6 protein-coding genes and 1 pseudogene are annotated in these 12,854 nt (G+C 68.0%); 2 read left to right on the top strand and 5 right to left on the bottom strand.

Annotation, left to right across the window (positions count from 1 at the left end; genetic code table 11):
* Nucleotides 1-30 precede the first annotated feature (30 nt).
* The 3 genes from ABZ562_RS16665 to ABZ562_RS16655 all read right to left on the bottom strand — a co-directional run bounded on the left by ABZ562_RS16665 (nucleotide 31) and on the right by ABZ562_RS16655 (nucleotide 3,736).
* Entirely contained in the window at nucleotides 31-1,005 is a 975-nt protein-coding gene (locus tag ABZ562_RS16665; RefSeq protein WP_361479370.1) for an aldo/keto reductase, read from the bottom strand.
* Nucleotides 1,005-2,435 carry an argininosuccinate lyase gene (gene argH, locus ABZ562_RS16660; RefSeq protein ID WP_361479292.1) on the bottom strand — a complete coding sequence of 477 codons (1,431 nt, stop codon included), beginning with the start codon at nucleotides 2,433-2,435 and terminating at the stop codon, nucleotides 1,005-1,007. The genes ABZ562_RS16665 and argH overlap by 1 nt, the downstream gene beginning before the upstream one ends.
* A 104-nt stretch (nucleotides 2,436-2,539) precedes the next feature.
* Nucleotides 2,540-3,736 (bottom strand): argininosuccinate synthase, encoded by a 1,197-nt coding sequence (locus tag ABZ562_RS16655; RefSeq protein WP_361479289.1) that lies wholly within the window; start codon nucleotides 3,734-3,736, stop codon nucleotides 2,540-2,542.
* 203 nt (nucleotides 3,737-3,939) lie between these two features.
* Here ABZ562_RS16655 and ABZ562_RS16650 point away from each other — a divergent pair, with 203 nt between their 5' ends.
* Nucleotides 3,940-4,164: a helix-turn-helix domain-containing protein gene (locus ABZ562_RS16650; protein ID WP_361479286.1), complete on the top strand. Its 225-nt coding sequence runs from the start codon at nucleotides 3,940-3,942 to the stop codon at nucleotides 4,162-4,164.
* Nucleotides 4,164-5,470: pseudogene (locus ABZ562_RS16645) on the top strand (tyrosine-type recombinase/integrase). Before ABZ562_RS16650 ends, ABZ562_RS16645 begins: the two are co-directional and overlap by 1 nt.
* 79 nt (nucleotides 5,471-5,549) lie before the next feature.
* Here ABZ562_RS16645 and ABZ562_RS16640 read toward each other — a convergent pair.
* On the bottom strand, nucleotides 5,550-5,990 hold the full coding sequence (locus ABZ562_RS16640) for a hypothetical protein (protein ID WP_361479283.1): 441 nt from the start codon (nucleotides 5,988-5,990) through the stop codon (nucleotides 5,550-5,552).
* A 22-nt stretch (nucleotides 5,991-6,012) separates the two neighbouring features.
* The gene (locus ABZ562_RS16635) at nucleotides 6,013-12,510 is read right to left on the bottom strand and encodes a polymorphic toxin-type HINT domain-containing protein (protein WP_361479367.1); all 6,498 of its coding nucleotides are present in this window, start codon (nucleotides 12,508-12,510) and stop codon (nucleotides 6,013-6,015) included.
* Nucleotides 12,511-12,854 lie beyond the last annotated feature (344 nt).

Below are 12,854 nucleotides of genomic sequence, written 5' to 3'. Positions count from 1 at the left end.
GCGGAGCGGGGGTGGGGGAAGACGGCCTCGTCAGGTCCAGGGGAGGGACGAGCGCCGGCGCCAGTACGCTTCCGGGCGCTCCGCCACGTCCTCCAGCGGTTCCGGGAGACGGAGCGCCGCCGCGGTCAGGTTCGAGCGCAGTTGGGCCTCCGTCGCCGCGCCCGACAGGGCCACCGTCACCCACGGGCGCCGCAGGACCGCGGCCAGCGCGAGGGCGTCCGGCGTCGCGCCCAACGCCTCGGCGGCACGGCGGAGCGCGGGCGGGACCCGGTCGGGGGCGGCCAGGCGGCCGTTGGCCAGGGCCTCCTTGACGATCACGGTCCGGCCCGCCGCGTGGGCCTCCTCCAGCGCGGGCCCGGCCGACGGCTCCAGCACGTTGTACGTGCTCTGGACCGTACGGAACAGGGGAACCCCGTCGGCCTCGACCTCCAGCGCGGCGCGGATCGCGTCGCCCTGCGCGGGGCCGCTGGTGGAGATGCCGACCGTGACGCCCTCCGCCGCGAGCCGGGCCAGCCGGGTGTGGAGGGCGGGGTCGGTGAGGGCGGGGCTGTCGGGGGTCACGGAGTGGATCTGGTAGAGGTCCAGGTGGTCGCCCAGCAGCGCACGGCTCTCCTCGCGCTGACGCTCGTACGTGGCGACGGAGTGGTCCTTGACCTCATGGGTCTCGGCGTCCGTGCGCCAGTCGGCCACGTACGTGTAGCCCCACTTGCTGCCGACCACCACCTCCCGCGCCGCGTCCGGCCGGGCACGCAGCCAGTCGGCGAGGAATTCCTCGGCCCGCCCGTAGGAGCGGGCCGCGTCCAGGTAGCGCACGCCTGCCGCGTACGCGGCGTCCAGCAGCTCGTGCGAACGGCGCCGCATCGCCTCGACGGTGCGCTCGGCGGGGAGGTCCCGGTCCCGGCCGAGGTTGATGTAGCCGGGGCGGCCGACCGCCGCCAGGCCGAGCCCGATGCGGGACACCGGCGTGGCGGCGGCCTCGGCAAGACGAGGAAGGCCGGAGGACATCAGCGCTTCGCGTCCGCCCACGCGCGCTGCGCGGCGAGATCGTCCTTGACCTCGGCCAGCTGCGCGGCCACGGCCGACGGGGCCGTACCGCCGCGCCCGCTGCGCGAGGCCAGCGCGCCCGGCACGTTCAGCACGCCGCGCACCTCGGGCGTCAGATGCGGGGAGATCTTCGCGAACTGCTCGTCGGTCAGCTGGTCCAGCTCGATCCCGGTCCGCTCGCACTCCTTGACGCACGCGCCCGCGACCTCGTGCGCCACCCGGAACGGCACGCCCTGCCGGACCAGCCACTCGGCGATGTCGGTGGCCAGCGAGAACCCGGCGGGGGCCAGCTCCTCCATCCGCTCCCGGTGGACGGTCAGCGTCGCCATCATGCCGGTGAAGGCGGGCAGCAGGACCTCCAGCTGGTCGCAGGAGTCGAAGACCGGCTCCTTGTCCTCCTGCAGGTCGCGGTTGTACGCGAGCGGCAGGGCCTTCAGCGTGGCCATCAGCCCGGTGAGGTTGCCGATGAGACGGCCGGACTTGCCGCGCGCCAGCTCGGCGATGTCCGGGTTCTTCTTCTGCGGCATGATCGACGAGCCGGTGGAGAAGGCGTCGTGGAGGGTCACGAAGGAGAACTCCTTCGTGTTCCAGATGATGATCTCCTCCGCGATCCGCGACAGATCGACGCCGATCATCGCGGTGATGAAGGCGAACTCGGCGACGAAGTCACGGGACGCCGTGCCGTCGAGCGAGTTGGCGACCGAGCCGCGCTCGAAGCCCAGGTCGGCGGCGACGGCCTGCGGGTCGAGGCCGAGCGAGGACCCGGCCAGCGCGCCCGATCCGTACGGCGAGACGGCCGTCCGCTCGTCCCACTGCCGCAGCCGCTCCGCGTTCCGCGACAGCGCCTGGACGTGGGCGAGGACGTGGTGGGCGAAGAGCACCGGCTGGGCGTGCTGGAGGTGGGTGCGGCCGGGCATCGCGACGTCCGGGTGCGCCTCGGCGAGCCCGACCAGGGCCTCCTGGAGGTCGGCGATCAGGCCGCCGATGATCCGGGCGTGGTCGCGCAGGTACATCCGGAAGAGGGTGGCGATCTGGTCGTTCCGGGACCGCCCGGCGCGCAGCTTGCCGCCGAGGTCGGGCCCCAGCCGCTCCAGCAGCCCGCGCTCCAGCGCGGAGTGCACGTCCTCGTCGGCGATGGTGCCGGTGAAGTCGCCGGAGGCGACGTCGGCCTCCAGCCGGTCGAGCCCGGCCAGCATCCGCTCCAGCTCGTCGGCGGTCAGCAGATCGGCGGCGTGGAGCACCCGGGCGTGGGCACGGGAGCCGGCGATGTCGTACGGCGCCAGGCGCCAGTCGAAGTGCACCGACGCGCTGAGCTTCTCCAGTGCCTCGGCCGGCCCGTCGGCGAAGCGGCCGCCCCAGAGCCGGACGTCGCCGCTGTTGCCGTTGCTCACGCTGTTGCTCCTCAAGGCTGTGGTGGTGGGTGGTGTGACACCGCCTTCCCGCCGCGCGGGCGGGAAGGCGGTGTCGTTACGTCGCTTACGCAGGCTACTGCGGCCTACTGCTCCAGGTCGCGCTTCGCGGCGATCTTGCTGGACATGCCGAACAGCTCGATGAAGCCCTTGGACAGCGACTGGTCGAAGGTGTCGCCCGTGTCGTAGGTCGCCAGGTTGAAGTCGTACAGCGACTGCTCCGACTTCCGGCCGGTGACGACGGCCCGGCCGCCGTGCAGGGTCATCCGGATCTCGCCGGTGACGTGCTGGTTCGCCTCGGTGATGAAGCCGTCCAGGGCCCGCTTGAGCGGCGAGAACCACAGACCGTCGTAGACCAGCTCGCTCCACCGCTGCTCGACCTGCCGCTTGTAGCGGGCCAGCTCGCGCTCGACGGTGACGTTCTCCAGCTCCTGGTGGGCGGTGATCAGCGCGATGGCGCCGGGGGCCTCGTAGATCTCCCGGGACTTGATGCCGACCAGCCGGTCCTCGACCATGTCGATCCGCCCGATGCCCTGCGCCCCGGCCCGCTCGTTGAGCTGCTGGATGGCCTGCAGGACGGTCACGGGCTGGCCGTCGATGGCCACCGGGACGCCGTCCTTGAAGGAGATGATGACCTCATCGGCGTCCCGCGGGGTGGCCGGGTTCGAGGTGTACTCGTAGACGTCCTCGATCGGCGCGTTCCAGATGTCCTCCAGGAAGCCGGTCTCGACGGCCCGCCCGAAGACGTTCTGGTCGATCGAGTACGGGGACTTCTTGGTGGTCGCGATCGGCAGGCTCTTCGCCTCGCAGAAGGCGATGGCCTTGTCCCGCGTCATCGCGTAGTCCCGGACCGGTGCGATGCACTTGAGGTCGGGCGCGAGGGAGGAGATACCCGCCTCGAACCGCACCTGGTCGTTGCCCTTGCCGGTGCAGCCGTGGGCGACGGTGGTGGCGCCGTGCTTGCGGGCGGCGGCCACGAGGTGCTTGACGATGGTGGGCCGGGAAAGCGCCGAGACCAGCGGGTAGCGGTCCATGTACAGCGCGTTCGCCTTGATCGCCGGGAGGCAGTACTCGTCGGCGAACTCGTCCTTGGCGTCCGCGACCTCCGCCTCGACCGCCCCACAGGCGAGCGCGCGCTTGCGGATGACGTCCAGGTCCTCGCCGCCCTGGCCGACGTCCACGGCAACGGCGATGACCTCGGCGCCCGTCTCCTCGGCGATCCAGCCGATGGCGACGGAGGTGTCCAGGCCGCCCGAATAGGCGAGTACGACGCGCTCGGTCACGGGTTTCTCCTTACGGTTCATGCACTGACTGGCATAAGTATGCACTGGCCCGTATGTTTCGTCAACGCGGCGGGTGAGGCCTCCCGACCTGCTTGCTTCAGTTACCTCGGCTCGGGCTACAGCCCCGGCGCCGCACTCCTCGCCGCCAACGTCTGGCATTGCAGCGAACTGGAACGGCAGTTCACGGCCGAAGGGAGTTGTTGATGACCTCGCCCCCGCTCGCCGTCCTCCACACGGAGGCGGCACCGCTGCTGGATCTGCTCACGGTGCCCCAGGTGATGGCTCGTCTCCAGCTCGGCCGCTCCGCCGTCTACGACCTGCTCCGCTCCGGGCAGCTCGCCTCGATCACCCTCGGCCGCGCCCGCCGCATCCCCACCCACGCCCTCACCGACTTCATCCGCACCCGCCTGGAACAGGAAGCCGCCTGATGACCGCACCCCGCGACACCCCCGCCTCCCGCCGCGTCCGCGCCAACGGCGACGGAACCGTCTACCAGCGCAAGGACAGCCGCTGGGAAGCCGCCGGATACGTCCTCGCCCCGGGCAACACCCGCAAGCGCATTCGCGTCTACGGCACCACCCGCAAGGAAGCCCTGGCCAAGCTCACCGAGAAGATCGCCGCCAGCAACCGTGGTGTCCCCGCTCCGTCCGCGCAGGGCAGCCTGGCGGCATACCTGACGTACTGGCTGGAGAACGTCGCCGTCCATCAGCTCCGCGAGAACACCCCCACCCGCTACACCGCCGTCGCCAGGATCTATCTCATCCCTGGTCTCGGGCGGAAGAAGCTCGCCAAGCTCACCGCCAAGGGGTGCGCACCTGGCTCAACCAGCTGCGCACCACCTGCCAGTGCTGCACGCGCGGCCTCGACGCGGCCCGCGATGAGCCCCGCTGCTGCGCCGCCAGCAAGTGCTGCTCCAAGCGGCTCTCGCCGCTCACCCTGGCCTACGTGCACTCCGTGCTCAAGTCCGCCTTGGAGCACGCGGTGCGCGAGGAGGAGATCCCGCGCAACATCGCCCGCAACGTCCGCACCGGCGCACCACGACCGCGCCGCTTCGAACCACTCACCGCCGAAGAGGCCCGCGCGTTCCCCGCCGCGACCAGCAACCATCCGCTGAGCGCACTGTTCGAACTCGCCCTGCGTACCGGGCTCCGCAAGGGCGAACTCCTCGGCCTGCGCTGGGAAGACCTCGACCTCGCCGGCGGAACCGCCAGCATCCGCCGCACCCTCCAGCGCACCAACAGCAGCGGCCTGACTGCCCTACCGACGAAGACGCGAAGCTCGGAGCGGCGGATCGCACTGCCCACACCGTGCCTGCGCTCTCTCGAACAGCACCGCAGCCGACAACTCCAGGAACGTGAAGCGGCAGGCGAAAGCTGGCAGAACAGCGGCTACGTCTTCACCCGGCCCAACGGTGCCCCGATCGAAGGAACTACGCTCACCCGGCACTTCACCGCCCTGCTCCGTCGTGCCAGGCTCCGCCGCATCCGGTTCCACGATCTCCGGCACTCGACCGCGACCCTCCTCCTGGAACAGGGAGTCGACCTCGTCGTCATCAAGGAACTCCTCGGCCACGCCCACATCGGCGTCACCGCCACCGTCTACGCCCACGTCCGACTCCGCCTCCAGCGGGATGCCATCGATCTCCTCGGCCGCTCCCTCCATAGCCCCGCCGAAGCCGTCAACCGGCCCGATGAAGGCGACGAATCGCCCCTCCGTACCGCACCCGTCCGCTGACGTTGCCGTCAACTACTGCCGTCAAGAGCCACAGAGGCCCCGCCGGATTCAAAAATCTCCGACGGGGCCTCTGGCTTGTTCAAACTGACAGCTCCTGCTGCGCCTCGGCGTATGAATTAGCCGGGACAAGCTCGGACATCTTCCTGAAGAAGATCATCCCAGCCGCTTTGACAGCCTCCAGGAAATCCACGGATGAGGCATTTGCTGTCTTCGTTTCTTCGCCAATTTTGGCGGTCACCAAGACGCGAGACCCTGCGACCCGAAAAGAGAGCTTGATCGGCTGATCCGGGAAATACGTCTCCGCATAACCTGACGACTGCATTTTCGTCACCATCTCGGCGATATAACACCAGAGCTGGTCAACGTAGTCCCACTCTTCAGTGCCGATGATTTCCAATCCATCAACGGACAGCCGAATGGCACCTTCAATGTAGTCAAGGTCGGGCGGCGGGGTACGGCAGGCTTCCACCTGCACGAACCCACCGTCCGCACCCTTCAGGAACGTCTCAATCTCAACCACGTCTCAGGTCCTTCGATGATGGTTATTCCGGATAGAACTGGCCCACTCGACCTCTATTCATGCCGAGTACGTAATCGACGCCGTTGACGTTCCCACGAATCTGATACATGCCTTGGCTGCCTCGCTGAACCAGCGTATCGCGGTTCTGTCGCATGACTTGACCGATAGCACCTTGGACGTCATCAACACTCATGCTCGAATCAAAGAAGGATTGCGTTTTCTTCACCGAGCCATCCCAATACTTCGGGTGATGACGAGTGAGGATGTGCTCCATTCCCTTCTTATCCAGCAAGAGGGACTGATTCCCGAACTGGAACCGCTGGCTACTCCAGTCCCGGAGAGCGGGAAGGCATCCGCCACTGTTATGAACCAGTACCGGTGTCTGACCAGCGAGTACATAGTACGTATGGGTTCTGCTGACCGTCAGGTCATAAGTGCGCTGCAGCTTGGTGAAGTGGCGCACGGCAGTGACCGTGACGGCCGTGCCCTTGTCCGTGCGGAGCTTCATGCCGGTGATGACGTCGCCGGCGTCCGCCCAGCGGGCCTCGCTGGTCACCCAGAACGGGTGGGTGTCGGTGGCGATGATGGACGCCGAGCCGTCACCGGTCTTCACCGTGAGGTCGGTGAAGTCCTTGTCGTCCTTGGTGACGATCGTCGCGACGACCGGGCGGGCCTCGGTCTTTCCGGTTGCGGGATCGGTTGCGAGTACCTTGTCGCCGACCTTGACGTCTTCGATGTCGCGGTGATCGCCGTCCGCCAGTTCTACCTGAGTTTCCTCGGTGAAACTGTGGCACTTCTCGACCTTCTTGGCTGCGTCGGCCGCGTCGGCCGCGTCGTCAGCCTTCTTCTCCGCCTTTCTGGCCTTTTTCCAGATCTTGTAACCGCCCTTGAAAAGCTTCCCTGGACCCGGCAGCGGTAGATCCAAGGCCGACATGGCACACCCGGAGAGTTTGAAGTCTCCGCACTTCGTCCACTGCGATGTGTCGGGCCCAAAGATCTCCACGGCCAGTTTGAGGACGCTGAAGAAACCCGTGCCCGCTTTCTCGTCGTACGGGCCCGGCACCGGCGCGGGGCCGGGGCTCGGCGCGGGTGTCGGGTACGACGAGGAGGTGGAGGCCGTGCCCCAGCCACCGCCACCGCCCCAGCCGCCATGGCGACCGCCGCCTCCTCCACCACCGCCACCACCGCCGCCACCGCCGCCGCACGGCTTGAGCGGCGGCACTCCGCAGGAAGGCCCGCCGCCGCCACCACTACCGCAGGTGTCGAAGATTCCGCCGCTGCAGAACATCAGGCCGGTCGGGTCACTGAAGGTGACAGGGTTGTTGGCCGAGTAGGCGTACCCGTTGAGGGACCCGGGCTCATCGGGCACGAGGAGGGGGTCGACGCTGATGAACTGTCCGATGGCGGGGTCGTATTCGCGGGCGCCGAGGTGAGTGAGGCCCGTGACGGTGTCCGCCGGCTTGCCGAGGAACGCCTTGTCGTCCGGCCACATGGTGGGCTTGGTTCCGCGTGGCGCGCCGAAGGGGGTGGTGTAGCGCTTGGTGACCGCGCGGGAGCCCGCGTCGACAGCCAGGGTGCCGGTGCCGTGGTTGTCGGCGGCCAGGAAGGTCAGCTTGGTGGTCGACTGGCCCTTGGTCCCGGTGCGCTCCGCGATGGTCTGACCGGCGCCGGTGTAGTAGCGAGTGCCGGTCAGGGTCTTTACCGATCCCTGGACCGTGAGACGGACCTCGGTGGCACCCAGATAGAGGACCGTGTCTCCGTCCGCTGTCGTGGCCCGGCGGATGAGGAGTTCGCCGTCGGCGTCGTAGAGGTAGCCGGTCCCCTTCGCCGCCTTTCCGTCCTTCGCCGGTTCCGAGGAGGCCGCGAGTCTGCCTTCGGTGTTCCAGGCCAGCGTCTGTTCGGCCTGGGCGCCCGGTCGCGTGGTGGTGTTGCCCACCGGGTCGTAGTTGTACGTGGCGGTGACGGATGATGTGCTGCCCGGCTTGGTCGTGCGGGTCTCGGCCAAGGGGTGTGGCTGGCCCTTGTCCGTGCCGTATGTGTAGCGAGTCGTCGTGTCGCCCGCCACCGCGTGCTGTGTTTCGGAATCGCGCTGGTCCGAGGCGTTGTAGGAGTAGGACGTCCAGTACGGGGCGGCGCCGTCGAGGTTCGTGGTGGTGCGGCCGGAGGCCGTGCAGTCCGCCGTCCTCGGCGTCCATGCCTCGGTGAGGCGGCGATGGCCGTCGTAGCCGAAGCATTGGTAGTCGGCCTTGCCGGTGCCGCCCAGGTTCGTGCTGTCGAAGATCGACGTCACGTTCCCGGCGTCGTCCTGTGTGTACCTCAGGTCCTGCAGCAGGTACCCATAGGTCTCGTCGCGGGTGAAGCCGCGAGTCAGGCGCCGGGTGCCGTCCTCGTACTCATAGCTCGTGTAGAGCTTTTTGCTGTCCGAGGCGGGAGACGTACCCAACTCCAACTGACGCAGGTCGCCAACGGGAGCGTAGACCGCGCTCAGGAGGTAGTTGGCCGCACCCGAGGCGGTGAGCTGCTGGCCGGTCGCGTTGTACGTGTACGAGACCGACTCACCCGGCAGCCCGCCCACGGCCGGTTCCCCGGTCTTCTTGACCGTGCCGTCGAAACCGTAGTCGGTGGAGAAGGTCAGCGTGGCGGGGACGCCTGCCTGCACCAGCGCCTCGTTGCCCGGCAGGAGGAGCTGGGACTCGGTCGGCTCGTACAGGCTGTTGTAGCGCGTGACCTTACGGGTGTACGCCTTGCCGTCGGAGCCGCCTTCATAGCGTGTGGACGAGTCCTGCTGCCCCTTGGCAAGGGTGTCGAAGGACCATGACGCCAGCTTGGTGGCGGCCGTCTTGGACGACTGCCACATGCCGGTCTTGCGGCCCAGCTCGTCGTACTCGTACAGCAGGGTGTTCTTGTTCGCGTCCTCCGTGGAGCTGATGTGGTCGAGCTCGTCGTACCGCGTCGACGTCTTGCCCTTGTCGGGATCGTCAGCGATGCTCAGACGCCCGAAGAGGTCATAGGTGTACGTCCACGTGGCGTTGTCCGCACCGACGATGCTCTTCTGATCACCGTCCGGTGTGTAAGTGAACTTTGTGGCCGTGTACTTCGTGCCGGTCGGGCTGGTACCCGGGTACTCTCGGCGCTCGGTGACCCGCCCCAGGACATCGGTGACTTCGGCGGTGGCCGATCCGCCCGCGGGGGCCGTGGTGGCGGTGGTGTCGCCGGTGTAGGTGGTCGTCGTGGTCCATCGGTCGGCGCCGCGGACCTTGGTGACGGCCTGGACCGGGCGACCCGCGCCGTCGTACTTCGTGTCCGTCTGAATGGGCGCCTGACCGCCGTCGGTCTGTACCGCCTCGCCGGACGGTCCGTTCTTCTCGTCCCAGATGTCGTCCTGGGAGGAGACGGCCAGACCGCGGTCGTCGTACAAGGTCTGCGAGATGACGCGGCCGCCGACCGGTGAGGGCTTCTGCACCTGGCGGGGGCGCAGCAGGCTGTCGAAGATCTCGTAGGTGGTGTTGTACCCGGAGCCGTCGCCCTTGAGTGTGCCCGTGGAGATCCAGGGAAGCGAGGAGTTTCCTACCTTGTAGGCGTATACGTAGTTGGGCTTGTCATCGAGGGCGCTGGAGCGGTTGGGGAGCCACACCTTGGTCGCCCGGCCGATGCCGTCGTACTCGGTCTGGGTGATCTTCTTGTTGGGGTCGGTGACCTTGAGCGGTGAGCCCCGCGCCGGATCAACCGTGGTGGTGGTCGTGAAGCCCTTGGCGTCGGCGGTCATGCTGGAGGTGAGCGGACCGGTCGTTTCAGGGGCGTAGGTCGTAGTGGCGGTGGTGCGGTCGAGCGCGTCCTTGACCGTCTTCGGTCGGCCCAGCGTGTCGTAGGTGGTGGTTTCGACCTTCTGCCAGCTGGGGTCGCCTGCGTCGGTGTAGCCCTTGGCGCGGCCGGTCCAGCGGATGTCGCCCTTGGTGGGGGTCTGGCTCTCCGACCAGGTGGTGGTGTCGTATGCGGTGGCGACGTCGGAGACGACATCGCCCTGGCGCGAGCTGTCGGTGGGGAGATCGAGGTCGGCGGCGGTGACGGAGCATTTCCGCGCAACGGTCCGAGTGCGGGAGATCAGGGAGCTGATGCCCGCCTTGTCGTTGCGCGCGTACCACTTGCGCGTGCATGTCTCGTCGCCGCTGACGGCGGTGTCGCCGCTGTCCTCGGCGGTTTCGGGCATGCCGAAGTCGTCGTAGGTCGTGGTCTGGGTGCGGACCCGGTCCACCGGGGTGATGCCGCTGGTGATCCTGGCGCGGTCGTGGGTGGCCTTGGTTCGGACGTAGTACGCCTCGGTGTCCGCGTAGGACTTGTGCTGCGTGGCGGTGCGCTTCGACCAGGGGTCGTTGATGGTCCCGGACACCTCGGCGTCGCCGTTGTACGTCACCGACTCACGGGTGAAGCCGGCGTACACGTCGGAGTCGGTGATCTCGGCGGCCTTGACTCCGGTCACGGTGGCCGTTTTCCGCTTGTCCGGGTCGACGCTCTTGCCGTCGGACTTGAGCACGCGGTCGCCGTCCATGCCGCGCAGATAGACCGTGACCGTCCTGGACTGCGTGTGGTCACCGGCACCGGTGCGATGCACGACCTTGCCGAAGCCTCGCCACTCCGACCAGGTGCGCTGCTTCGCCGGGGTGATCGGATCCTCGTTGTAGTGCCAGGCCGCGCCTCCCTCGTACGAGTACGAGTGCGCGACGGCCTCGGAGCCGCCCTTGGGGTCGGTGGTGCGCACACCGGTCACCGGGTACTTCTGGAACCAGTCGAGCTGGGGGTCGGCTCCGCCATTGGGCGACCAGTAGACGGGGAAGCAGCGCTTGGTGTTCTCGTCCGCCTTCGGCATGGTCCGGCCCGCGACACAGTCGGCTTCGGCGTAGTCGACGATGGTCTGGGCGCCCGCCTCGGAGGTGATGGTCTTCACCCGTGGCTTGTCCAGCGACAGGATGTCGTCCGTCGCGCCGTCCACCCGGTTCGTGAGCCAGGTGTGGGTGAATTTCACCGGGTCCAGCGAGATGTCGCTGCCGCGCTTTCCGGTGCGCTTGATCTCGTCCAGCCACAGGGACTGGTCGGACGAGTCACCGGTGTCACCCGGATCGAGATAGGTCTGCTTGAGCGCCCAGGAGTCGACGGGTTCGTAGCCGGGTGTGGACGCGGCCGCGTTCCAGAAGTGGGTGGTGATGCCCGTCAGGCGCTTGCGCGTGAAGAAAGAGGGGCCGACGTTGCCGGTGCACTTGTCGCCGTCCTTGCACACCGCGTCGAAGGGCACGTCCGGCCAGTTGTCGCGGTGATCCTCGTTCAGCGTGTCGCAGCCGCTACCGGAGGCCATGCACCGTTCGGCGACCGTGAAGGTGACCTTGTTCGACGCCGCGGGGGTCGCGGAGAAGACGGCGTCAGCGCGCTGCCCGTACCGGATCTCCTTGAGATAGCCGCCTCGGATGTAGTCGGTGCCGGGGTCGTCCTTGCCGTTCTTGGCGTAGTTGTTGTGCTCAGCGTTGTACCAGTACGTCATGGCGTTGTTGTGGGTGTCCTCGACGTAGTCGAGGTTCCAGCGCCATGCCTGCTTCTTGTCCCGCTCGCCGAAGGACGAGCCCGAGGAGTAGCCGGGCTCTCCTTCGTCGTCGCCGAAGACGGGCGCGGTCCACACCGACTCCGTGCGGTCGTCCGCGCCCGCGCCGTCCAGCTTGTTCTGCCCGAAGACGTACTTGGTGCCCTCGCCCGTGGTGACGGTCCAGTATTCGCCGTTGTCATCGCCGTTGTCGGCCCCGGTGGAGTGCTGGACCGTCGAGGCGTCGTCGTTCTTCAGCCGCCACGTACCAGTGGTGTCGTCCTTCACCAGCTCCGTCGCCTTGCCGTTCAGCACGAGGGAGGCGTTCTCGTACTTCCAGCACAGGTCGAACTTGTCGTCCTGCCCGTCGTCGTCGCAGCTGCCGTACTTGCGCTCGATGTACGACGAGGTGAGATCGAATCCCTCGCCGATTAACGAGCCCTGGTTGTTGGTGTTCGCCGTTCGGCCGTCGACACTGCCGGAGTCGTACGCGAGGGACAGGTCGGGCGCGGGTCCGGCTGCCGCCGGAGGCAAGGTGAACGGGTATGTCCAGGTGAAGGAACCCGAGGAGCCTCCCGCTTCCCATGTGGACGACGCGGAGAGCGGCGTGGCCTTGTAGTCTCCGCCACCGGACTTGGCGGCGGCCGCCACCGCGAGGACCTTCACCTCACCGCCCGGCTCCGCGGCGAAGGTCAGCGGTGTGGTGAGCTGCTCCTGGTGCCGCTTGTTCACGGCCCGGAGCGGGGTCTGCGTACGGCAGCCGGCCTTCTGCGGTGTCGTCAGCACGCATGCCGGCATCTGTACGAGGTTCAGACGCCCCGCCCAGTCGCCGCCATACGCGGAGGCGAAGTCCGCGTAGCCGATGTCGAGCCGGGCCTTCCCGCCCTCGGGTGAGCCGACGGTCTTGAGCAGTACGCCCCTGACCCCGGCGTCGCGCGCTCGGTCCTGGTCCATGACCTGGACGCTCAGGCCGGGGGCCGCGGGGGTCTTCCCACCCACCGCACCGAGGGCGACGGGCAGTCCTCCCGGTCTGGCCGTGGCCGAGCCATGGGCGGGTGCCGTGAGGCGAGCGGCGCCCGCCTTCGGCCAGGCCACCTTCCTGGCCTGATCACGACGGGCCTCTTCGGCAGCCGAACGGTCCGCCGCCTCGCCCTTCTTGACCAGGGCGGCGGCCTTGCGGTCCGCCTTCGGTGACAGCGGTACGACCTTGTCGGCTCGCGGTGCCTCCAGCTTGGGCCTGCCGAGTGCTTCGGCTTCCGACTCGAAGGTGATCGGTGACAGCAGTCCCGGCAGCAACG

Origin of the sequence: Streptomyces sp. NPDC019937 (assembly GCF_040631655.1) — a bacterium.
Classification (GTDB): domain Bacteria; phylum Actinomycetota; class Actinomycetes; order Streptomycetales; family Streptomycetaceae; genus Streptomyces.
Note: the sequence above shows the minus strand (reverse complement) of the source record. Positions and strands in the feature narration are given on the sequence as shown.